Source organism: Coprococcus sp. AF102-57 (assembly GCF_027686195.1).
Lineage (GTDB): Bacteria > Bacillota > Clostridia > Lachnospirales > Lachnospiraceae > Allocoprococcus > Allocoprococcus comes.
This window is the reverse complement of the sequence record NZ_JAQCSY010000006.1, coordinates 24,108-45,753: the sequence shown is the minus strand read 5'-3', so window position 1 is coordinate 45,753 and position 21,646 is coordinate 24,108. Positions and strand designations below refer to the sequence as shown.

Genomic DNA, 21,646 nt, shown 5'->3' with positions numbered 1-21,646 from the left:
CATTCCGTATTGTATAACGTTCATTTTTCCGTATTATCTGTATAGTATCACTGTTGGTTTTTCAGCGTCAATGATTCCTGCGGATAAATTTGTAAAAACGTACACTCAAAAAAGGGACTCTGTCCTTTCCTAAAAGACATCATCCCTTTTCCTTTCTTAGCAGATTTATTTAATTTTCTCTTTGTATTCTTCTACTCTGCACTACTGTCCACTTTCCATCCAAGCGCCTTCTCTACCGTATCGATCAGTACCCGGCTTACTCTTTGTGAACCGTCCATCTGTACATAATAGTAGGTCGCACTGTCGTCCTTGCTTCCCACATAGAATGTAACTGTCTTTTCCTTATCATCATCCGACGTATCCTTGTAAGTCAGCTCCACCTTCGTCCGCTGATCTTCCGCAAGCCCGTAATTACCAAGCGTCGCGTCCGTCACATGATAATCTGCACAATCTGTAAAATAGAATCCGGAAAGTGCTGTCATAATACTTGTGACAGTATCTTCCTGATCCTCATTGTCCGCTTCGTAGGTTTTTACCTCGTCACCCGGTTTTGTCACAGTCTCTTTTACAAAGTTATCAGATGTAACTGTTACAAAGCTGTCCTTTTCAGCAACATCTGCAAGCTGCCATACCATTTCCGAAATCAGATCTGTCGATACCGTGTACACTTTTTCTGTTCCATCTTCCATGAAATAATAATTTTCTCCGGAAGCATTCCCGATTAGAAATTTATGTGCCTCGCCATCCTTTCCGGTCAGCGTAAGATTATATTCCGGTGAATCAAATCCATAGTCCGAAAGGTCATCCGGATTCTTGATCTCTTTTACCGCCTGAATATCCGAAAATGCATCTTCCATATTTTGCATACTGCTCTCCGTCAGTGCGATCGTGGTGTCCGGCGCATACTCCCAGGTATCATCCTCTTTTACAAAAGACATTTCTTCCCCAGATGCTTCTTTATACTCGATCGACTCCAGCGAATCTGTCTCAAAAATATGCACCACTGCGTTTTCTTTTTTCTTCTCTTCTGCCTCTGACTTAGATGTATTCCATTTTTTCAGCCCGAAAAATGTAATGAGCAGAGCAAGCAGTACGAGCAGAAGGATTCCTATTGTCCTTGTTTTTTTCTCCATCTTTTTTCCTCCTGCCTCTTACGCTTTCCGTCTTCTCATCCAGATCACAAATCCAAGGATCAGAATTGCAAGCGGAACAATAAAGATCACAAGGATGCTGAATGCACCTGCATGCATCGGTGTGTTGGTCTCAGTTGAAAGACTCTTCGCTTCAATCGCAACATTGTTTACATTATCAAAATTCTCTGTCACTGAATTTACAAACAACGTCAGGTTATCCAGTGTCGTCAGCTGATCTGTGATATCCGAGCTGATCATAGATGCAGAAGCAAGCACCGTAAGTCTTGCTGTCTTTGTGTCTGTATCCGTTGCATCACTCTTATCGTCTTCATCCTCGCTGTCCGAATCTGAAGAATCCGCAGAAATCGCATTGGTAGAAACGGCTCCCAGGATATACTGTCCCTGTGTCTGGTCATTTTCTGTCACTGCATATCCACTGTCTGATGTCTGCATAAATGGAGTAACCGTCAGATTATCATTATCCGTATCTGTTTTCTCCATACCAGATGAATTCAGTAGAAGTACCATCTGATTGCTGATGCCGCTTCCCAGATCACCACTCAGAGAAAGCTGTGGGAAGATTGCATAATAATTTCCCTGGTAGCATCTCTGGGTATCTGCAATATAACCGCTGACTTTTTTCAGTCCATAATCCGACATAATTCCGTCCAGATTTGGTGTGTCTGAAGTCGTATCTCCAAGGATCAGATAAACCTTTCCGCCATCACTCAGATATTTCTCAATAATTGTCTTTTCATCATCTGTAATATCCGATGTCGGTGCATAAAGGAACAACAGGTCACAGTCATCCGGGATTTCCGGATTCATACTCAGGTTGATTTCTTCCGTCTCCAGATTATTCTTGGTAAGCAGATCACTTACCGAACTTGAAAATGTCGATTCTCCGTGACCACTGGTTCGGTAAATCTTGCTTGTTTCCTCGCTGGTTACATAATTGATCGCACTGGTAAGCTGTCCTTCTCCGTCGAAAGAACTTTCACTGGCACTTCCGGTCGTATAATAAGAATAATAATCCGACTGGATAATATCTGAAAATGAAATCGTTGTAGACTTTCCGGTTGCATCACAGGACACAACGATTACATTTCCATCGGTATTATATTTCTGAAGAACGGACGGATGCAGTACGCTGTCCACCCATTCCACTTTTACTTTGCCGGAAAGCGCCGCATATTTTTTCACAAAAGTCTTGATCCTGGTATCCACAGAATCCTGTTCTGCGATCACTTTCAAATCTACTTTTTTATCCAGCTTCTTCAGCATTTTTGTGGACACGCTGCTGATATCGTACAGATTGTTGCTGCTGATATCAATATTTCTTACTTTTTCCGTAAGCTGTCCTGCCACCAGATTGATCACGATCGCGATTGCAATCACGATCACTGCAAGCCCTACGCTGTAAGTTCCGTTCCGGGAAGACTTGCTGCTGAACATTTTTTTGATTTTTTCCATGTCTTCTCCCTCCTAACTCCAACGTCTTTTCTGAATGGACTGCATGGTCAGGAAGATAAATACACCTGCCACACTCAGATACAGGATCAGCCCACTCACATCGAAAAGCTTGTTATATGCTACGTTGTCAAATACATCTGCAAGATACAGCTTTTTCATGATGTTGACCAAAATATTTTCAAATAATGAAGATTTTACAAAGCTTACGATCACAACCGCAACAACTCCGATCGCTTCGATAATTCCTGCGATCATCCAGTTTCCCGTCATCCGGTAAATGATCAGCGCCGCAATGGTAACGAATACCACAATACCGATCATGCCGCTTGTAGCTGATGTCGGGAGGAAATCGATCAGTCCTCCCCAGAGATAGATCAGAAGCAAAACGCCAAAGGTTGTTACTGCCGCAATGATCTGGCTTTCTGTGAGTGACGAAAGAAACATTCCGATTGCCAGATACACGCATCCGAGCAGGAAGAACATCAGGATCGACAGATAATCCACCTTCAGATACGCCGTTCCAAAGCTCTTAATGATAATTGGGAAAATGCAGAAGATCAGGCACGGTACCGCAAATACTGTCACCATCGCAAGGTATTTCCCCATCACGATATCAAATAATTTTACCGGTGCGGCAAGCAGAAGCTGGTCTGTCTTGTTCTTCCGTTCCTCCGCAAAGGAACGCATGGTGAGCATCGGGATAATGATGATCAACACGTAGTTGATATTCATCAGAACATATGAAAAATAGGGATATCCCGAATTTAAGTTGTACGCCATAAAATAGATTCCCGTGAAGATCACAAGGAAGGCGATCAGGACATAGCCTGTCATTGATTGAAAATAGGATTTTAATTCTCGTTTATAAATTGCTGTCATTTTCGAGATCCTCCTTTTCATCCTCACTTGTCGGAACGGCATTTTCTTCCGGCTCTTCATCCATCTCAGGCAGCTCGTTCTCTTCTGCCTCTTCCTGCGCATTTTTCTTGCGCCGCTTTACCATCCGGCCTTTCTTTTCGCCGTCCTTCATCGCTTTTGCTGCTGCAGGTGTGCTTCCCTGCGTCAGCTCCAGGAATACATCCTCCAACGTCGTGCGGCTGTGATACAACATAAGTAACGGGCATCCCTCTTGTGCAAATGCCATAAATACTGTTTCCCTGATATCTTTTCCATCCTTCGGGAACAGACTCGCTTTTACCGTTCCTTCTTCTTTTCCGTGTTCCACGGATGCCTTCTGCACATTACCGATTGTGCCGATAACTTTCCGTACCGTCTCTTCATTTCCCTTTGCCAGGATTTCCACCGTCTGCTGATTCGTCAAAAGTTTTTCCAGATTTTCCGGTGTATCACTTGCCACCAGTTTTCCTTTGGAAATGATCATAATATAATCGCAGACTTCCTGGATCTCTGCCAGAATGTGTGAGCTCAGGATCACGGTATGCTCTTTTGCAAGCTCTCGGATCAGTTCACGGATCTCAATGATCTGCTTCGGATCCAGTCCGACCGTCGGTTCATCCAGAATGATGATCTCCGGGAATCCAAGGATTGCCTGCGCAAGTCCGACTCTCTGCTTATAACCTTTGGACAGGTTCTTGATCAGCCGGTCCTGTACATCCATGATCTTCACCATCAGCATGACCTTCTCAATCTGCTCTTGCCGTTCCGGTTTTGGGATCTTCTTCAATTCCGCTACGAACCTCAGGTATTCATTCACCTTCATATCCGTGTAAAGCGGTGGCATCTCAGGCAGATAACCAATACATTTTTTTGCTGCCTCCGGTTCCTCCAGTATATTGTGCCCGTTGATCAGCACTTCACCTTCTGTGGCGCCAAGATAGCCGGTCATAATATTCATCGTTGTGGACTTTCCGGCACCGTTCGGTCCCAGAAATCCATAGATCTGCCCGGTATCTACAGTAAAATTCAAATGATCTACAGCCAGATGTGAGCCGTATTTCTTTACAAGATTTTTTACCTCAATCAATGTTGTTCCTCCTGACTACAAAATTTCATGTTTTTCAATTATACGGATGATTTGTGAAACTTCTGGGGGCAATCTGTGTTCATTCTGTGTTTTTTCTGTGAAACTGTAAATTGTAAAAGTGTACCACCTGCCCGATAATAATAGAAATACCGATATCTGGAATCAGTTTTTCCACATATCGGTATTTTATATTTTTAAATCATTTTTTACCCGAAAAAGACTTTTTTATATACTGGGCAGATTTCACTTAACTTGCGATTATCCACACCAGTCAGGCAAGAAATTCTTCCAGAATTTCCCGGATTCTTGCCTCTTTTGTCGGCTCCAGCTTTTCGCCGGTATCTTCCTGCTTAAATCTGGAACCGGCTGTATCTTCCATCCGCGCTCCAGGCTGCTGCGCCCGCATTTCATCAGCCTGATTTGCATTCGCCTGTCCCACTTTTGCTACTGTCTGCACGGTCTGCTGCATTTGTCCATCTTCTGTATACCGTTTTTCGTTCACAGAAACCGCATTTACCGTAGCTGCGCTTGCTGGCACGGTTTCTTCTGAAAATGGTCTTTGCACCTGACCAGAATGCGCCGCTTCATTTTCCTCTGCATCCACTTTCTCCGGAATCTCATCCGCTCTCTGAACCGTAACCTGGATTTCTTTCTGATTGGTCTTCTCATAACGATGAGCATATGTATTTTCCAGAAAATCTACCATATAGGTTTTCGCTGCCTCCAGCTGATAGGCATCATCCGCAAGCATCCGGAGTAGAAAGAGCGCCAAAGCTCCCATACCGCCCAAAATACCATATCTGTAAAGTCCCTGTTCCCTCTCCCCCGCTGCATAAGCAAGCGCTGTTCCTGTGGCTCCAAAGATAAGGCAGAGCCAGATGCTCCCCTTCGCCCACTGCCTCCAGGTATGCAGCCTCACGCCAAGCACCCGGTATTCATACAAATATTTCTCTACAAATGCACCAACATTCTGTACTTTATCACTCACCATACACCCATGCTCAAATTTCGCCCTTACAAGCCGCATCAGCGGATGATTGCTTTTACTCATGTTACTTGCTGCTCTTACCAGCTTTTTCAGTGAAATCCCGGTAATCAGTCTTGCAATCGCGCCGATCCCGATCATCACTCCCGTCAGAAAAAATACCGTTTCTCTCACCACGAACATTTCCAACATAAAAAGAATCCTCCTTCTTAGATTTACCGTCATTATACCGTAAACCTCCGAATTTGGATTCCCTAATCGTTCGCCACAATCCGACATCCTGTCTGGAAAATGACGCTGCTTTTCTGTTTTACTTTGCTGCCTTACGCATTACATTCTTTCTACAAGACCTTTGACAAGCCCTACATAATGGGTGATTGCCATCTTCACAAACTCCGGATAATCCATCGTTGCACTGTTGTCAGCTTTGTCCGAAATTGCACGAATAATGACATACGAAACTTTATTCAGATATGCGGTCTGCGCCATTGCTGCGCCTTCCATCTCCGCACACTTTCCATCAAATGTCTTTACCAGATATTCCTTCTTTTCCTTGCCGGAAATAAACTGATCTCCGCTGAGCACTCTTCCGGTAAATGTCTGAATGTCCGGATTCACTTCTTTGTTTACTTCCACTGCCAGCTTCACAAGCTTCTCATCTGCCGGGAAAGAAAAGGTATCCATTCTCGGAATCTGTCCTACCGGATCACCAAGCATACTTACATCCATGTCGTGCTGAACTGCATCTGTAGAAATCACGATATCCCCGATGTTGATATCTGCATCCAGAGAACCTGCCACACCTGTATTGATCAGCGTATCCACACCAAAACAGTCAATCAGAATCTGTGCGCAGATTCCCATGTTGACTTTTCCGATACCACTTCTTACAACTACAACTTCCTTGCCACTCATAATACCTTTGACAAAAGTCATTCCGGCACGTTCCATCATATCCTGAACTTCCATCGATTCCTTTAAGATTGCAACCTCTTCATCCATTGCTCCGATAATTCCTATCATTTGAAAATCCTCCGTTTTCCCTACATATTGTTTTTATCTATATCTATAGATTTCCCTTCAAAATTACAATAGCTATTATATCAGATTTCTTATAATATGCACTAGCATTTTCTTATAAGGCTGTGTTATAATCATTGAAGCAATTTTATAAGGCACAATAATAGTATAAATATAAAGGAGGACTATACTCATGGAATTTACACCACACGGCGTCTGTTCTAAAAATATTCACTTAGAAGTAGATGAAGCTGGACGTATTCATAATGTTGAGTTCACAGGCGGATGTAACGGTAACTTACAGGGCATCGGACGCCTCGTTGAAGGAATGGATATTCACGAAGCAATTTCACGTATCGAAGGTATCAAATGCGGATACAAAGCAACATCCTGCCCAGATCAGCTTTCACTTGCTTTAAAAGAATATTTAAACAATAACCAGTAATCAAATAATTTTTTCGCAATTTTGCGTCAAAACAAGCAGGTCAGGAATTATCCCGACCTGCTTGTTTTGGTCTAATTCAGTTTAACATTAGTTAGGCTTCTTGCTTGCTCTGATGTTCCATACTCACATACTTCACGACCGGGTTGTATTATTTGGTCATATGCTTTCTGTCCAATCAGAAAATACGTTTATTAGTTGTGATCTTTACAGTCCTGTTCGCCCTCTTGTCAGTCTGCAAGACCGGAGATGTTGAACTTTATCAACCTGCAATTCAGACAGGTGTTAAAAGGAATCTTCCCATCTCCCTCCCTCATATTGTTCCCTCGTCCTTACTTCCGCTAACTGCCGCACCGGTTGATAGTCGTATGAATATTTTATAAAAAATATTTTTGGTTTGGTGGTGCGGGGTGGGTTAGAGTGGGTAAGGGGTTGGGATGTTTGGTTTGTGATTTTTAGATGTAAATGCCGTTGGTAAATGATCCGCTTACATCTGAGTTTGCGTAATGGGTACAATATACTCGGTAATAGTATCCCGTTGGTACAGATAATGTCTTGCTTGAACTTACATAAATTGAATTATAATTTGTTGTCGTCCAAGAAGTGTATTCTCCCCATTTACCATTAACTAGCCTTTCTACCCTGACGACTACCGTAATCTTGGAAACCGTTCTCTGCCCTACCGTATTTCCCCCCGCTGCAATCATGCCTGGTCCGGCTTTCGTAATCGTCGATGAACCACTTTTCAGATAGATTCCTCTTGACATTGCACCTACCGTTACCTCCGATGATTCATCATGTGTAAGATATGATCCATCTACACATTCTTGATCATCTGCTGCACTGGCTACCCCCTGTACATTAATAGCCAATATACAGACCATAACCATTGCCATAATCAACGATAAAATTTTGTTTTTTTTCACCTTTCGCCTCCTCTCTACACTATATAGACAACTGAAAGCGAAAAAACTTACGCCATTTTTAGAAAAAATACAAATTTTTTAAAATTTTTTTAAAATCCTCTTCATCCATAACTGCATTTAACGTATAAAAAACATCTTGATATACAAATTCTGCTGTATTCTCTTTACTTTCATCAGGCAATTTATATTGTGTGAATCTAATTTCATTACCGCCTTCTTTAATCAGCTCTTCTTTAATTTTTTCATCTTCTATATCATATCCATGTGACTGTTCTTGATAATTAACTACAATTTGATATTCCAACGTTGTATTTTCATTTGCAAAAATTAAACATACTCTGTTTAATTTTTTATCTATATCACTATGCACTAATGACATATTATCTGGTTTTCCTTCTAATCTAACAACATCAACACCCAAACTTTCCTTTATTTCTTCATATACTTTTTCTTCATCGTGTCCATCAACCTTATTTTTATCCCCATCCTCTCTCTCCGTATCTACCTGTGTCATCTTCCTATCTCCGATAGTCTGCGTCCACAGTTTTCCAAAGAACGGCGTCCCACCAATACTCACCATACTCCACATCATAGCAAGCACAGCCACGATCGCCACGATTCCATATACCTTCCAGTGCCGTTTTCTCTTCTTAACTTTCTTCTTCCCGGCTTCCTTCCCGGTCTCTCCGTTCGTACCGTCGTCACTTGCTTTATTGTCTGCTTCATGCTTCACATGCTCAATTGGCACAACATTATCTATATAACTGTCACTCTCCACATCTTTCTTAAGATGATCTTTCGTATTCTCCCCGCCGCGAAGTGCCTGGACCTCTCGTCCGAGACGGATTGCCTCCTTGTCGGCATCTGACAGTTTTTCATATGCTTTCTGCTGTTCTTCATATGCTTGGATTTTACTCCACATCTTTTCATCCAGGTCTTCTGGAAAGGAAATGTCCTGCAGTGATTCGTCCGAGTCCATTTCTTCCATGATTTCCCCGGCTTCTTTTTCCAGTTCAGCTTTTAAAAGCTTATCCAGATTATCTTCATGTTTTTCCATTTTAAACCTCATTCTTTTGGATTTCTTTTCCCTTTAACTTGACCTTTTTCCTTCACCTGTTTAATATTATGATATCAGGGCAGTCTCTCTGCCTGTATCAACTGCGAATCTTAATTCGCACCATCAATGGGAGGATTTTTATTATGAAACGCATCATTCTGACCGGCGGAGGTACTGCCGGACATGTTACACCTAATATTGCACTGCTTCCCCGTCTTCGGGAACTGCAGTATGACATACATTACATCGGCTCATACAACGGTATGGAAAAGCAGCTGGTTGAACAGCAGGGGATTCCATATCATGGTATTTCTTCCGGTAAGCTCCGCCGGTATTTCAGCCTTCAGAACTTTACGGATCCGTTCCGCGTCCTGAAAGGCTTCAGTGAAGCCAACCGCCTGATCAAGCAGTTAAAACCGGATGTAATTTTTTCAAAAGGTGGATTTGTAAGTGTTCCTGTTGTGATTGCCGGAAAGAAGAACCATGTTCCTGTTATCATTCACGAATCAGATATGACTCCGGGACTGGCTAATAAGCTTTCCATTCCTTCAGCTGCAAAAGTATGCTGTAACTTTCCGGAAACTTTAAGTTCTCTTCCTAAGGATAAAGCTGTCCTTACCGGATCCCCTATCCGTCAGGAGCTTTTCACCGGAGATAAAGAAAAAGCCTGCGCTTTCTGTGGTTTCAAGGAAGTAAAACCAGTTATCCTGATCGTCGGAGGAAGTCTTGGCGCAGTTGCAGTCAATAACGCAGTACGCAAGATTCTTCCTGAACTCTTAAAAGATTTCCAAGTTGTTCATCTCTGTGGTAAAGGCAAGCTCGATGAAAAGCTCACCGGTCTGAACGGCTATGTTCAATTTGAATATATTCAGGATGAACTGAAAGATCTCTTCGCCCTTGCCGATGTTGTAATCTCAAGAGCAGGTGCAAATGCAATCTGCGAATTGCTTGCTCTTCGCAAACCAAATCTTCTGATTCCACTTTCAGCTAACGCAAGCCGTGGTGACCAGATTCTGAATGCCCGTTCTTTTGAACGTCAGGGATTCAGTATGGTTATGGAAGAAGAAGAGCTTACAGATGAAAAGCTTCTCGCAGCTGTCCACAAGCTTTATGATTCCCGTGAAGACTTCATAAATGCAATGAATCAGTCTTCTCAGCAGGATCCGATCAAGACAATTATCGGTCTGATCGAAGATGCTGCTTCCAAATAATTTTTTAACAACAGTTATTTACATTGTTCAAAAACAGGTGCCGGAACGACACCTGTTTTCTTTACATATCCATCGGTGCTATTTTGTGTAATCATCAGAATTGTAATGTATCTTTACCCATTTTCTTGCTCTGTACAGTACACCCGTCAGTGCTTGGATACTGATCCCCATAGATTCAGCCACATCTTTTTGTTTTCTCTCCAGACAGTAAACCATGGTAATTGCTTCGTACCAGTTTTCATTTTCTTCGTACAATGCATCCAGAATCGTCCATCCATAACCCACTTTTTCTTTTTGTAAAATTTTGTGGAATACATGCTCCTCTGCACTTTCCGCATATTCCTTCGAGTACAGATCCGAAAACAGCTCAATATCTGCCTTCGGACATTCTCTTGCCCGCTTCTTCATATAATTGATAGCTGTATTTTTCGTTGTTGTTACCAGCCATGCTGCCATGTATTCTTCATCCACTGTATCAAAGTGTGTATATAGTTTTAGAAAAACCTCCTGGAATATCTCTTCCGCTGACTCTTTGTGACTGCCAGAATAATCCATTGCTATCCGATAAACGTTGAACTTATTTTTATGGTACACGTTCTCGAATTCCTTTTTATTCTTATTCTGAAAACTCACTCCAGTACCTCACTATTTTATTTTTCTTTCAGTTTTTCCAGGATTTCATCCCGATCTTCATCTGTAAGTTTACCCGGTTTCCAGCCGAATCCGCTCTTGTCATTTTTATATCTCGGAATCAGATGCATATGGAAATGGAATACGGTCTGACCGGCCACTTCCCCATTATTCTGTACGATATTATATCCGTCACATCCAAGTACATCTTTTAATCTTGTTGTGATCTTCTTTGCAAGCTTAAATGCTTTTCCTGCCAGTTCTTCATCAATAGAATAAATATCTGCCGCATGTTCTTTTGGCAGGATCAGTGCATGTCCCTTTGTCGCCGGTCCAAGATCCAGAATTACTCTGAAATCATCATCCTCATATATGGTTGCAGATGGAATTTCTCCATTTGCGATTTTACAAAAAATACAGTTCTCATCCCTCATGTTTTTTCCTTCTTTCTACATTTTCTTCGATTAATCTCGAATTTGTTTACGAACCAGACTTTCAATGATAAACTACAACTACTTTATATCATGGAAAGGATAGTCGTTACCATGCCATTTACTGCAAATGATTATGAAAAGTTACATCAGCTTATGAATTCCAGTCCGGAAATTCGTGAATTACTTCAGAAACTCCTAGATTCACAGCAATATACAATCAGCAAGATCAGTCATGAAGTTCGCAATCCACTGACGCTGATCTACAGTACCTTTCAGCTCATAGAGTCCAGTCACCCTGAAACCAGAGATTTCAGCCACTGGTCAGAGCTTCGCGAAGACATCGAATACACAATCTCTCTGCTGCAGGAGCTGTCTGCCTATAATAACAGTGAACATCTGCATCTGAGCACGTTTTCTGCACAGGACTTTTTGGGACAAATCTGCCTATCCTTTGCCGCCTCCTGCGTAGATACCGACATTGGATTCTCTTCTCTGATAGCCCCTGATCTTCCATCTCTGACGGCCGACAGATTAAAGCTGCATGAAGCGATTCTCAACCTTTTAAGAAACGCTCGTGAAGCCATTTCGTCTGCCGGTTCAATCCGTCTGGAAGCAGTCCTCAAAGATCAAATACTTCAGATTACCATATCTGATACCGGATGTGGAATCTCACCGGAATATCTCGACACGATTTTTGATCCTTTTGTCACTTACAAACCAGACGGCACCGGTCTTGGTCTTGCCATTGTCAGCCGGACAATCACAGCTCACGCCGGAACAGTAACAGTTACTTCCTCCTGTGGAAAAGGCACTTCTTTTTTGCTTTTGTTACCAATTACATAATCATTTTTATTATAAAAAACACGTAATTGTTTTACAAGTACTTCTTTCCATAAACTGGAAAATGTAGTAAAAAGAAAAACATGTCCTATCTTACTTATTCCTCTGAATCATCCGCCATTATCTCATCCCATTGGGATTCCCGTTTTTTTCTACGTTTCTGAAGGCGCTGATTCAGAAATCCCCAGACGCTCTGTCTGTCCTTTACAACCTGCCCTTTCATTTCCTGTTCTGCAATCCAGTCATCCAGGATCAGTTCCTCCTGCAGATCATATCCTGCTTTTTTCTCCGGCTGTATACTCTCCATTTCATTCTCCTTTTTCTCCAGTATCCGCTCCAGCGCATACTCAATATTATAATTTTCTTCCATTGAAGCCTTATGTAATTCATATGCCAGATAGACTGCCTCTTTCTGTTCATAATCTGTCTCCCTGACAAAATACTCTGTAAGCTCATGAAACTTTTCCAGAATATTACCTTCCAGTCCCGGGCAATAACAAAAGTAATAGATTTCATCCGATACATAAATATGTCCCGGATCCAGGCTCAGACAGTTCACGTCCAGCAGATAATTCTTCACTGCATAAAGCACCTGGATAAACTGTCTCATAAAATTTTCCAGATCTGCAAATTTCCAGTGCTCTTTTTCTCCCTTTGCCTTCACGGATATCTTCCCACTGATCTCATAGCGGTACTGGCTTTTATCATCTTTTCCCTGCCCTCTTACCGACAAGAGTCCGGGAATCGCATTTTCCATCAGCATCCGCATCTGATAATCTTCTTTATATAGCTCATCTGTTTCCAGAATCATCCAGGCATGATGTAAATCTCTTTCGTACTCTTCTCTCATTCCTCCTGGTTCCTTTCTACAATCTCCTGCAATACTTTTTTCCTGCGTATTTTTTCCTCTGGCACGGTCAGCGCCGCACTGCGTTTAACAGATACGCGCATTTTTCTCTTTTGCGCTCCTGCTGTCACTTCAAATTCATCTTTTACTACCGCAGTTTCCACCGATACTGTATCAAAAAATATCAGTTTGTTTTCAATTCTTTTCTGAAAATACTGCTCCATTTTTCCATCTTCTATTTCCTTTTTCCATCGCCATTCTTCACTTCCGACAATCGCAGTCTCATATGCCGCCCCACCGATAATATTTTTATCATGGTAATAAAAAAGTGCGAAAATGACTGCCATCCAACAAAGCAATACTACCGGCATCAGATACGCCATCTCAACTACTGTACTTCCTTTTAGCTTTACCATATAAATGTCCCCAGATAGCCGATCAGAAGAAAAGGATAAAATGACATTCTTGTCGTCCGTTTCCATTTTCCGCTCCAAAGACCTGCTCCTGCTGCCATCGCAGCCACAAAAAATGCAAGCATCAGCATTCCAAGCAGATTCCAGATCCCAAGAAAAATACCCATATTCAAGATCATCCAGCTGTCTCCGTACCCTATTCCCTCCTGTGACCATTTCGATATCATGAGAAATACAATTCCACATCCCAGTCCGGCAACCCATACACTCCAATGCATCCGTCCAAATAACGCACGGTACAGAATCGCCGCACAGCTTCCTGCGAGCAGATATTCTGTCGAGATTTTCTGATATTTTATATCCTGTGCTGCTCCGAATCCTAAAAAAAATAATCCTGCCAATTTTGCTATTTTCCACCACATTTCGAACATGCTCCTTTTCCTTTTACTTCTGACAGCGGAACTGTATAAACTTTTCTCTTCAGTCCGCTGCATGATAATGAAGTATGATAACGATCCCCGTAATCTGTGACATAGCAGTTGCCATCATTTCCCGGCATCCATCCACACCGTTCACACAAATGATAAATTCCTCCACTGCTGTTTCTCAGTTCCCCTAACTGTGTTTTCGCAACACTGCGCACGGACGGTTCCAGATAAGTGCACTGATAATTCCGGTGATATACGATCCCTGTTTCTGTCACATATACAAGTTCATTATCCCCAATTCCTGCTTCGTAGGTCTTTACATAACCGGTCCATGTCTTCATCCTCATTTTTTCTTTATAATGCAGTACCGGAATATGAAAGACAGGAACCGGCAATTCTACTTCATATTCTGCCGTCAGTTCCAGCACTCCCATTCCCGGTATCGCCCAGGATCTTTTACAGCTGACTCCTCCGCTTCCGCCAACAATCATACTTCGATCCATTCTTTCTTTCCCGACCGCATTTACAAGATCTGCATGCAGACTTATCGGGTTCAGCACCGGAATTTCTGCAAAACTCTCTGCCACCTGCTTTCCTGCACTCTGCAGTCCGCATCTTACTGCAGACTGGATGCTTCTGAGTTCCAGCATCCAAATCAAACTCACCGCCGCATATAGGAACAACGGAACACAAAGTACAGCTTCTACTGTTACCGAGGCAGATACAGATGCCTTTTCTTTGACACAAGATATGGCGATCAAATCAGGTAGAAAATCAAATCCTTCCTCCTTTCTGCGAATATCAAATATGTGTTTGTAATTCAATATTTTTCTATACATCATCAAAGGAATTTTATTTATTATTTCGATTGTCCTCAGAAAAGACACCTGTATCCACCTCCTAACATTTTCATTTTTTGTTACTGATATTGATATAAAATATGATACTGATACCGGATTCCTCTTCTCAGATAACATGTCATGTCAAAGTCTGCTCCTGATACGCAGGCATCTGCCCGGAAAAACGTTTTCTCCATTCCGGATCGCAGATTCATTTCCACCAGATCCAATGCTCTCATCGACAGTTCTTCCTTTGATTTTAAAACCAGCATCATTTGCAGATACTGCTCATAAGAATTTCCCTCTTCTGTCTCCTTCCCTTCCGGAATACTTCTGTTCTTTGCCAGTTCAAGCAGACCATCCAACGTCAGATTCCAGCTCTCCTTACTCTTTACAGCCGGAACCTTCTTCCCTGCCAGAAGCGTCTTAACATCCGTAAGGCTTTCTCCATAAGCCCATGCAAGAAGCAGCGCATGCTTGATCACAGGTCCGATCTCCGGTGAAAGAAACACCGCACTCAGTGTCGTTGCAAGGGTATCCACCTCCATTTGCATGTCCTTATCGGTCAGCAAATATCCATAATTCACTGCAAATCGAAGGATTCGGATTCTCCCGATCACGTATTCCAGATTGTCCTTGTCGCTCGCCTTTCCTCCTAACAAATACTCCATCTCATAGTCCAGTACCGTATTCTTTTTCTTATTTGCAGCATTGCCAAACTTATCTATAAGGTACAGATTGAAAAAAATGGTATCTCCAGCTCCATTATCTTTTTCCTTCATGGTTCCGTATCCCTGCCTGAGCTTTCGGTTCGATACAGTCTCTTCTGACTTTACAGCTTTCGATGACAGCGTAAATCCTTCCGGGCTGACCAGATTTAACAGTGCTTGCGCCTGTATATCCACAATATCCGCCAATGGATTATTTTCTGCAGGAAGTTCTCCTTTTTCACTTTCCAGCATCTGGTCAAGTTCTTTACTCGTCTCTATATTCTCTTTCCCATATTCATTTGCTTTCAGTTCCTGCTCCTTCCATTCGGATACCTTTCCCGTCAGATTCTCTATCGCCGCAGCTCCTGTCTTCATTTTCTCGTATTCAACCGCCTGCCGCAGAAATTCTTTCCCATTCTGGTCTGTCAGATAACGGATTGCCGCAATCTCTGTTTCTATATTTTCTGCCCCATAAAAGGACAGTCGGTTTAAAATATTTTCTTCAGACATTGTTCCGGATTCATAACTGCCTTCTATTGCAAAAATACCATATTGCTCCAGAAGATCTTTCTGATATTCTGCAAACGCAGATTCCACTGCCCTGCCTGCGTCTGCTCTTCTCTCATTCTTTGCCAGCTGGATCGAGGCACTTTCCAGCAAAGCCCCAACCAGAGTAAGAAGCAGAAGAAAGACCAGGCTTAGAAACACAGTAATCTCTCCCTTTACCATTTTTTTCATCTCTGTACACACTCATTTCTGAAATAAAATTTTTATTTTAGATTCCTGAACTTTCATTCGTTATTTTTTCAAATATTTTAGTTACAAGTTCATTAAGCTGTTTCTTAAAAATGATAACCAGACCGATAATGACGACCAGTACAAGGATCAATTCTACCGTTGATATCCCGTCTTTTTCCGTCAGAATCTTCTGAATTCTGATCCATCCTGTCCACAGCTTCTTTTTTACCGCCTTCATGCTCTCACCTCCTACACCTGGATCGACAAAAATGCCGGTACAACTACGATCGTAATCACGATGATCAGCATCAAAAGCATTGGGATCAAAAGTCTGGTTCCTGCCTCTTCTCCCAGCTGTCTCGCCCTGCTCTTTCTGTCCTCCAGTGCCTGTACTGCCTCCATACGAAGCATTTCAGAAATTCCTTTTGCACCCTTTTTCAGATTCTGTGAAAGAAGTGCTCCCATTTTCATATACGGAATCAGATCACATCTTCTTGCAAATCTTTCATAACATTCCATCTCCGGAATCCCACTTTTCATTTCCTGCCAGGTTTTCCAGATTTCTTCATATGCTTCTCTTTTTCTTCCCGTTTTTCCCCTGGTGATCCCATAATCTTCCGCAATCCTTTTCCACACATTTTTTGCTGTCATTCCGGCACCGGTCAGCATCGTAAACTCTGTGATAATTTCCGGATAATCCAGCATCATCTGCTCTTTTTTCGTCTTCTTCCGATTGCTTTCTTTCTGTATTTCTCTTCCGACAAGCAGAATGCTTATCGCCATTCCGAGCATCAGAATCGGAATCACTTTTGAATCTTTCTCTTCTGTCCAGGCAATTTTTCTTCCATCCAGACTGGGTGGCAGTGTAAGATATGCTTTCTGCCTCGTAGCACTGTCCTGTAATCTTACCAGTTCCAGAACCCGCTCTTTCGTGGAAAGCGTTTTCTCCTGTCCTGCAAAAATAACAAGATCCATCTCACACGGATATACCTTATCTTCATAATGCAGAACTCCGGTAATATTCATCTCAATCCCCTGATTCTCCGGATCTTCTTCCCGGATTTTTTCCTGATCCAGTCTCCCAAGCGAATCCATTACATCATATCTGCTAAGTTCCCAGGAAATCGAAAACGGAAAATCGTCTAATGCTGTTACCAGATTCAGATCTGTCTTTATATGCGACAGATCCTTATTTTCCCCGGAAATCACTTTTGCAAGCTCTTTCCTCGCTTTCTGAAACTCCTTTTCCAGCCGCTTTTCACTGTAAATCTTCGGTGACACACGAATTTCTATATCCTGCTTTTTTTCTCCTTCAACCTGCATAGAAAGCGCCGCTTCTTTTTGTCCTTCCCCGTACCCGTTCCGCTTTATCTGCATGGTTTCAGAGTTTTCCGTCCCTGTCTTCTGCACGATTTCCGACAAAAATGCCAGACTTGTCACCGCCAACATCAAAAAAAATATCTGCCTGAGAAGCCTGTCCCATTTTCTGAAAAGTGATTTCTTCTTGAAATACATCCATGCACAAGCTCCGAGAAAGAAATACATTCCGATACAAAACCACATTTCTATACCTCGATTTCCACAATCTTGCATCCAAGTCTCCAGGCAGCAATGTAAGCTCCAAGACAAATACTCATAAAAGCCGCTCCTGGCAGATTCCCGTATAACCCCGCCATAAATTCCGGAAAGCTCAGACGCATATAACCAATAATTCCCAAAGGAATCACTGACATAATCTGAAATTCCATTTTTTTCGCTGCAATTACGGTATCGATTTCTCTTTTTACTTCCGCTTTATCACCAAGTTGTCTAACCGCATTTTTAATGATCAGAATACTGTCGCCTCCGCTCCTCTTTGCCAGGGAAAATACAGTGACAAATGTATCCACCTCCGGAAGTGCTACTCTTGCAGCAAAATCCTTCCAGGCAGCTTCCGCGGTTACGTTCAGATTCAGCTGCCTTACCATATACGTAAATTCCCGTACAATAAGTGTATGCCTGTCATACATGATCTGCAGGTCTCTCTGTACCTCTTTGATCGCGTTCTCCATAGAGTATCCCACATTCAGCTGCGCTTCCAGTGATTGAAGCGCATCCTGGAACTGTCTTTCAAAACGTCTCTTCCCTTTTTCCTCCACCTGACAGATCATCCTTTCGTAATACTTCATTCCCAGAGGAAAAAGCACTGCCATCATCCATAGTCTTGAATAGAACAGCATGGCGATCAGGAACACCAGAAGAATACTTTCCGTTATTGCCAGGGCATACTCCTTCCGGCTGATACCCTGCCGCCATAAGTTTTTCCGTCCGTGTAAGTGTGGACCTTTTCACCCACTCCCCCTGGATTTTTCCATCCTTACTTCCCGTCTCCTGAAAGGAAAATAACGGTTGAAGCCTGATTTCTCCTTTTTCATATCCCAATACCTCCATGATTTCCAATACTTTCCTGCTCTTGTCCCGAAGGCGTCCCAGATGTACCAGGATATCGATTCCGGAAGCGATCTGACGCATAACTGCTTCCAGCGGAAGTTTAATCCCCATCAGTACCATTGTAGACAGTCTGCTCATCATATCATCCGGACTGTTCGCATGACCGGTACTGATCGACCCGTCATGACCTGTATTAAATGCCTGTAACATATCCAGTGCTTCTTCTCCTCTGACTTCACCGACAATAATCCTCTCCGGTCGCATCCGGAGCGCTGTCCTGATCAGATCACGGATATTGATCTCCCCTGTTCCTTCTACATTTGCATTCCGTGCTTCAAGCCGCACCAGATTGGGAATCCCTGTGATCTGCAGTTCCGCGCTGTCCTCAATGGTAATAATACGTTCTTCTTTCGGAATAAAATCCGACAATACATTCAGAAAGGTTGTCTTTCCTGATCCTGTCCCTCCGCTGATAAAAATGTTATACTTTGCCTTCACGGCCTGGATCAGCATTGCTGCCGCTTCTTTTCCGATAGAGCCTGTATCGATCATCGTCTCCATCGTAATCCTGCTTTTCGGAAACTTTCTGATCGTGACGATCGGTCCATTGAGCGCAACCGGCGGCAGTACCACATTTACTCTGGATCCATCCTCCAGTCTCGCATCTACGATCGGTGTTGCCTCATTGACAACCCTGTTACAGCCTGCTACCATCTGCTGAACCACATCTTCAAGCTTTCCCTTTGAAAGAAACTTTTTATCGGTTTCATAAATCCTTCCGTTACGCTCGATGAAAATCGGCTGCGTTCCATTGATCATAATTTCCGTAATCTCTTCATCCTCGATCAGCTCCTGCAAGATATCCAGCTTCCTGAACGCGTTAAAAAGCTCTCTCCCGAGAATTGCCTTTTCTCCAAGCGGAATGAACTCTTCTTTCGATTTTTCTTCCAGTATCCTGTGAATCAGTTCCAGCAGCTCTTCATCGCTTGCTTCCTTCGACAGATCCATCTGCGCCAGAATTTCTTCATGAAGTTGTTCTGCCCTCCGCATAGAAGAACCTCTTTTCTGTACTTTCTTTTAATAACTCAACTGTTTCTTTTACTGTCTGACGCATATTTTTCCCCATATTGATATACATGGTACGCGACTCCAGCTCCTGATACCGCAGTACCTTCAACATATGCTGGTACTGCGCAATTTTTGCCATCGCATATACATCCTCCGCACACGGCATGAGAATCTGGTCACACAGCCTTAACATCTGAAATACATCCTCCATCCCATTTCCGATATCCAGAATGATCACGCTGTATACACTTTGGCTGATCAGTCTTTCAAATAAAGTTTTCCATTCCTCTGTATGCACAGCACGAAGATCTGTCCATACTTTCATTGGCGGGATATAGTCCAGATCACCCATTCTTTTTACCATGGATGCAATCCGTATCCCGATATCATCTCTTTCCTGTTTTGCATAATAAAGAACATTTGCCAGATCAGGAGCATCCTGATCCCGGAAATATCCTCCCATGCCTGCATAGGTTTCCAGATTCAGATACAGCACGTCCTCTGACTGTGCCAGTGCTTTCCCAAGTTTCAGTGAAAACGTTGTCTTTCCAATTCTGTGAACCGGTGAATATACTCCAAGGATTCTTCCATTTCCGTTATCCGCACACGATCCCGGAAACTTCTCCTCCTGAAGTCCTTTTAAAATCCCGGTCATCAGTCCGTCAACCGGCTGATATTTCCGAAGCTCCGTTTCCTCCTCTCCCAGATCCACACAATGCTGTCTCGTCAGAATAATTCTCTTCCCGGTAAAAATCTGCTTTCTTTTTTCATATGGAACATCCTCACTGATCAACAATACCTTTATCAGACCAATCTTCAGTAACTCCTGTACCATTTCCGGCGACGAACAGATTCGCACTCCTGCTGTCACCTCTTTTTTCAAAAGCAGCGCCTCCGCAAGTCTTCTGACATACTCTTCTTCTGGATCACAAATTAAAATTTCTCTGTCGATTCTTTGCTCTGCTCCTTTCCGGCATGTCCGCCCTTTTTCTTTCAAACTTTGAATCAAATGCCGAATAGCATATGACGGAACACGTTTGCATTCCTTTTTTGACACAGTATTTATCAGAATATAAATACTGCTGAAACTGATTTTTTGATTTTCTAACTTATTGCTTTGCCTCTCTTGTAAGACGTATTATATGCGCCACTTTTCCCTTTGTCCATAGCTTTAAACCAGAAAAAAACGTTTTGCGCAACACCTACATAAACTGATAAAACATAATCCCATAAAGCATGGCAACTCCCGGAATTCCAAGACATCCGGACACAAAAAATGACAGGACATTTAGTCCGACAGAAACAGGAATGTTTCTATAGTCCATCCATTGATTAACCAGAAAAATACTGCCCATTCCTGTCAAAGCCCTGACAATAAAGTTTATCTGCCATGATCCTCTTCTTTTCATGCTCCGCCACCTCCTGCTCTATCTTATGAACTTTTTCACACAGATATGTTTTTTACCTTTGAAAAGAAGTTCCTACGAAAAAAAGAGCGCCACTGTCTGCACTTCGCAGTCCAATGGCACTTCCACATATCTTTTATAATTCAATTTCCACTTTTCGCCCGGTCCGGTGATACTGATGGTATCGCACCCCGGCACAGTCAAACATCATTTTAGATGCTTTTACAGAAGTTGTATCTGCATACTTGTCTGAATCATAAATTACTTCTTTGATTCCACTCTGAATGATCGCTTTTGCGCATTCATTGCACGGAAAAAGCGATACATAAAGTTTGGCTCCTTCAAGACTTCCTCCACTGTAATTCAAGATTGCATTCAGTTCACTGTGTACGGTGTATACATACTTTGTCTTCAGCGGATCCTCACCTTCCCGTTCCCACGGAAATTCATCATCCGAACAGCCTCGTGGCAGACCGTTGTATCCCATTGACAGAATTTTGTTATCTGCACTTACGATACAGCATCCCACCTGGGTATTCGGATCTTTTGACCGTCTTCCCGAGAGAATGGCAACTCCCATAAAATATTCATCCCAGGAAATATAATCCTGTCTTTTTCCACTCATGATCGTT

Annotated in this window: 25 protein-coding genes; 3 read left to right on the top strand and 22 right to left on the bottom strand. The window is 42.6% G+C overall.

The window, feature by feature from the left end; translation table 11 throughout:
• Window positions 1–191: 191 nt before the first annotated feature.
• The 6 genes from PGZ10_RS05365 to PGZ10_RS05340 form a co-directional block, all read right to left on the bottom strand.
• Complete coding sequence (locus PGZ10_RS05365) at window positions 192–1,133, bottom strand: DUF4340 domain-containing protein (protein ID WP_270540884.1); 942 nt, start codon at window positions 1,131–1,133, stop codon at window positions 192–194.
• A gap of 18 nt (window positions 1,134–1,151) precedes the next feature.
• The gene (locus PGZ10_RS05360; protein WP_270540883.1) at window positions 1,152–2,606 is read right to left on the bottom strand and encodes a Gldg family protein; all 1,455 of its coding nucleotides are present in this window, start codon (window positions 2,604–2,606) and stop codon (window positions 1,152–1,154) included.
• Between the two features lie 12 nt (window positions 2,607–2,618).
• Window positions 2,619–3,485, bottom strand: a complete 867-nt coding sequence (locus tag PGZ10_RS05355) for an ABC transporter permease (protein WP_118218444.1) — start codon at window positions 3,483–3,485, stop codon at window positions 2,619–2,621.
• Window positions 3,469–4,590, bottom strand: coding sequence for an ABC transporter ATP-binding protein (locus tag PGZ10_RS05350; protein WP_270540881.1), 1,122 nt, complete (start codon window positions 4,588–4,590; stop codon window positions 3,469–3,471). The genes PGZ10_RS05355 and PGZ10_RS05350 overlap by 17 nt, the downstream gene beginning before the upstream one ends.
• A 271-nt stretch (window positions 4,591–4,861) precedes the next feature.
• Window positions 4,862–5,767, bottom strand: coding sequence for a hypothetical protein (locus PGZ10_RS05345; RefSeq protein ID WP_270540879.1), 906 nt, complete (start codon window positions 5,765–5,767; stop codon window positions 4,862–4,864).
• A gap of 138 nt (window positions 5,768–5,905) precedes the next feature.
• Entirely contained in the window at window positions 5,906–6,598 is a 693-nt protein-coding gene (locus tag PGZ10_RS05340; protein ID WP_117835348.1) for a 5'-methylthioadenosine/adenosylhomocysteine nucleosidase, read from the bottom strand.
• A gap of 190 nt (window positions 6,599–6,788) precedes the next feature.
• On the opposite strand from PGZ10_RS05340, the gene PGZ10_RS05335 reads away from it, so the two are divergent.
• Entirely contained in the window at window positions 6,789–7,040 is a 252-nt protein-coding gene (locus PGZ10_RS05335) for a TIGR03905 family TSCPD domain-containing protein (RefSeq protein WP_055261919.1), read from the top strand.
• A 452-nt stretch (window positions 7,041–7,492) separates the two neighbouring features.
• Here PGZ10_RS05335 and PGZ10_RS05330 read toward each other — a convergent pair whose 3' ends face one another.
• Complete coding sequence (locus PGZ10_RS05330) at window positions 7,493–7,963, bottom strand: DUF6147 family protein (protein WP_270540878.1); 471 nt, start codon at window positions 7,961–7,963, stop codon at window positions 7,493–7,495.
• A gap of 58 nt (window positions 7,964–8,021) precedes the next feature.
• Window positions 8,022–9,020, bottom strand: coding sequence for a DUF4367 domain-containing protein (locus PGZ10_RS05325; protein ID WP_270540877.1), 999 nt, complete (start codon window positions 9,018–9,020; stop codon window positions 8,022–8,024).
• A gap of 143 nt (window positions 9,021–9,163) precedes the next feature.
• Here PGZ10_RS05325 and PGZ10_RS05320 point away from each other — a divergent pair, with 143 nt between their 5' ends.
• Window positions 9,164–10,231 (top strand): undecaprenyldiphospho-muramoylpentapeptide beta-N-acetylglucosaminyltransferase, encoded by a 1,068-nt coding sequence (locus tag PGZ10_RS05320; protein ID WP_270540876.1) that lies wholly within the window; start codon window positions 9,164–9,166, stop codon window positions 10,229–10,231.
• Between the two features lie 78 nt (window positions 10,232–10,309).
• Here the strand turns inward: PGZ10_RS05320 and PGZ10_RS05315 are convergent, their stop codons facing one another.
• Both PGZ10_RS05315 and PGZ10_RS05310 read right to left on the bottom strand, forming a co-directional pair.
• A complete protein-coding gene (locus PGZ10_RS05315) occupies window positions 10,310–10,864 on the bottom strand; it encodes an RNA polymerase sigma factor (RefSeq protein WP_022220438.1) in 555 nt (184 codons plus the stop codon).
• Between the two features lie 17 nt (window positions 10,865–10,881).
• Complete coding sequence (locus tag PGZ10_RS05310) at window positions 10,882–11,295, bottom strand: HIT family protein (protein ID WP_008374196.1); 414 nt, start codon at window positions 11,293–11,295, stop codon at window positions 10,882–10,884.
• 111 nt (window positions 11,296–11,406) lie between these two features.
• On the opposite strand from PGZ10_RS05310, the gene PGZ10_RS05305 reads away from it, so the two are divergent.
• Window positions 11,407–12,138: an ATP-binding protein gene (locus PGZ10_RS05305; protein WP_270540874.1), complete on the top strand. Its 732-nt coding sequence runs from the start codon at window positions 11,407–11,409 to the stop codon at window positions 12,136–12,138.
• A 94-nt stretch (window positions 12,139–12,232) separates the two neighbouring features.
• Here the strand turns inward: PGZ10_RS05305 and PGZ10_RS05300 are convergent, their stop codons facing one another.
• The 12 genes from PGZ10_RS05300 to PGZ10_RS05245 form a co-directional block, all read right to left on the bottom strand.
• The gene (locus tag PGZ10_RS05300) at window positions 12,233–12,985 is read right to left on the bottom strand and encodes a DUF6382 domain-containing protein (protein WP_008374199.1); all 753 of its coding nucleotides are present in this window, start codon (window positions 12,983–12,985) and stop codon (window positions 12,233–12,235) included.
• Window positions 12,982–13,398, bottom strand: coding sequence for a TadE family protein (locus PGZ10_RS05295; protein ID WP_055261909.1), 417 nt, complete (start codon window positions 13,396–13,398; stop codon window positions 12,982–12,984). Before PGZ10_RS05295 ends, PGZ10_RS05300 begins: the two co-directional genes overlap by 4 nt.
• Window positions 13,392–13,817, bottom strand: coding sequence for a prepilin peptidase (locus PGZ10_RS05290; RefSeq protein ID WP_270203213.1), 426 nt, complete (start codon window positions 13,815–13,817; stop codon window positions 13,392–13,394). Before PGZ10_RS05290 ends, PGZ10_RS05295 begins: the two co-directional genes overlap by 7 nt.
• Window positions 13,802–14,473, bottom strand: coding sequence for a pilus assembly protein (locus PGZ10_RS05285; RefSeq protein ID WP_270540872.1), 672 nt, complete (start codon window positions 14,471–14,473; stop codon window positions 13,802–13,804). The genes PGZ10_RS05290 and PGZ10_RS05285 overlap by 16 nt, the downstream gene beginning before the upstream one ends.
• Window positions 14,474–14,742: 269 nt before the next feature.
• Window positions 14,743–16,110, bottom strand: a complete 1,368-nt coding sequence (locus PGZ10_RS05280) for a DUF5702 domain-containing protein (protein WP_270246432.1) — start codon at window positions 16,108–16,110, stop codon at window positions 14,743–14,745.
• Window positions 16,111–16,147: 37 nt separating this feature from the next.
• Window positions 16,148–16,348, bottom strand: coding sequence for a Flp1 family type IVb pilin (locus PGZ10_RS05275; RefSeq protein ID WP_022220442.1), 201 nt, complete (start codon window positions 16,346–16,348; stop codon window positions 16,148–16,150).
• Window positions 16,349–16,359: 11 nt separating this feature from the next.
• Complete coding sequence (locus PGZ10_RS05270; RefSeq protein WP_270246430.1) at window positions 16,360–17,673, bottom strand: hypothetical protein; 1,314 nt, start codon at window positions 17,671–17,673, stop codon at window positions 16,360–16,362.
• Window positions 17,674–17,675: 2 nt separating this feature from the next.
• The gene (locus PGZ10_RS05265; RefSeq protein ID WP_055248076.1) at window positions 17,676–18,248 is read right to left on the bottom strand and encodes a type II secretion system F family protein; all 573 of its coding nucleotides are present in this window, start codon (window positions 18,246–18,248) and stop codon (window positions 17,676–17,678) included.
• The gene (locus tag PGZ10_RS05260; protein ID WP_270246428.1) at window positions 18,220–19,590 is read right to left on the bottom strand and encodes a CpaF family protein; all 1,371 of its coding nucleotides are present in this window, start codon (window positions 19,588–19,590) and stop codon (window positions 18,220–18,222) included. The genes PGZ10_RS05265 and PGZ10_RS05260 overlap by 29 nt, the downstream gene beginning before the upstream one ends.
• Entirely contained in the window at window positions 19,565–20,491 is a 927-nt protein-coding gene (locus tag PGZ10_RS05255; protein WP_270246427.1) for a hypothetical protein, read from the bottom strand. The genes PGZ10_RS05260 and PGZ10_RS05255 overlap by 26 nt, the downstream gene beginning before the upstream one ends.
• A 319-nt stretch (window positions 20,492–20,810) precedes the next feature.
• Window positions 20,811–21,017 carry a pro-sigmaK processing inhibitor BofA family protein gene (locus PGZ10_RS05250; protein WP_008375529.1) on the bottom strand — a complete coding sequence of 69 codons (207 nt, stop codon included), beginning with the start codon at window positions 21,015–21,017 and terminating at the stop codon, window positions 20,811–20,813.
• Window positions 21,018–21,150: 133 nt separating this feature from the next.
• Window positions 21,151–21,639, bottom strand: coding sequence for a deoxycytidylate deaminase (locus PGZ10_RS05245; protein WP_008375533.1), 489 nt, complete (start codon window positions 21,637–21,639; stop codon window positions 21,151–21,153).
• Between the last annotated feature and the right edge of the window lie 7 nt (window positions 21,640–21,646).

Coding starts and splice junctions, on each gene's coding strand:
- PGZ10_RS05365 (WP_270540884.1), bottom strand. CDS start 1,133: ATGGAGAAAAAAACAAGGACAATAGGAATCCTTCTGCTCGTACTGCTT.
- PGZ10_RS05360 (WP_270540883.1), bottom strand. CDS start 2,606: ATGGAAAAAATCAAAAAAATGTTCAGCAGCAAGTCTTCCCGGAACGGA.
- PGZ10_RS05355 (WP_118218444.1), bottom strand. CDS start 3,485: ATGACAGCAATTTATAAACGAGAATTAAAATCCTATTTTCAATCAATG.
- PGZ10_RS05345 (WP_270540879.1), bottom strand. CDS start 5,767: ATGTTGGAAATGTTCGTGGTGAGAGAAACGGTATTTTTTCTGACGGGA.
- PGZ10_RS05340 (WP_117835348.1), bottom strand. CDS start 6,598: ATGATAGGAATTATCGGAGCAATGGATGAAGAGGTTGCAATCTTAAAG.
- PGZ10_RS05335 (WP_055261919.1), top strand. CDS start 6,789: ATGGAATTTACACCACACGGCGTCTGTTCTAAAAATATTCACTTAGAA.
- PGZ10_RS05325 (WP_270540877.1), bottom strand. CDS start 9,020: ATGGAAAAACATGAAGATAATCTGGATAAGCTTTTAAAAGCTGAACTG.
- PGZ10_RS05320 (WP_270540876.1), top strand. CDS start 9,164: ATGAAACGCATCATTCTGACCGGCGGAGGTACTGCCGGACATGTTACA.
- PGZ10_RS05310 (WP_008374196.1), bottom strand. CDS start 11,295: ATGAGGGATGAGAACTGTATTTTTTGTAAAATCGCAAATGGAGAAATT.
- PGZ10_RS05305 (WP_270540874.1), top strand. CDS start 11,407: ATGCCATTTACTGCAAATGATTATGAAAAGTTACATCAGCTTATGAAT.
- PGZ10_RS05300 (WP_008374199.1), bottom strand. CDS start 12,985: ATGAGAGAAGAGTACGAAAGAGATTTACATCATGCCTGGATGATTCTG.
- PGZ10_RS05295 (WP_055261909.1), bottom strand. CDS start 13,398: ATGGTAAAGCTAAAAGGAAGTACAGTAGTTGAGATGGCGTATCTGATG.
- PGZ10_RS05290 (WP_270203213.1), bottom strand. CDS start 13,817: ATGTGGTGGAAAATAGCAAAATTGGCAGGATTATTTTTTTTAGGATTC.
- PGZ10_RS05285 (WP_270540872.1), bottom strand. CDS start 14,473: ATGCTGGAACTCAGAAGCATCCAGTCTGCAGTAAGATGCGGACTGCAG.
- PGZ10_RS05280 (WP_270246432.1), bottom strand. CDS start 16,110: ATGAAAAAAATGGTAAAGGGAGAGATTACTGTGTTTCTAAGCCTGGTC.
- PGZ10_RS05275 (WP_022220442.1), bottom strand. CDS start 16,348: ATGAAGGCGGTAAAAAAGAAGCTGTGGACAGGATGGATCAGAATTCAG.
- PGZ10_RS05270 (WP_270246430.1), bottom strand. CDS start 17,673: ATGTGGTTTTGTATCGGAATGTATTTCTTTCTCGGAGCTTGTGCATGG.
- PGZ10_RS05260 (WP_270246428.1), bottom strand. CDS start 19,590: ATGCGGAGGGCAGAACAACTTCATGAAGAAATTCTGGCGCAGATGGAT.
- PGZ10_RS05250 (WP_008375529.1), bottom strand. CDS start 21,017: ATGAAAAGAAGAGGATCATGGCAGATAAACTTTATTGTCAGGGCTTTG.
- PGZ10_RS05245 (WP_008375533.1), bottom strand. CDS start 21,639: ATGAGTGGAAAAAGACAGGATTATATTTCCTGGGATGAATATTTTATG.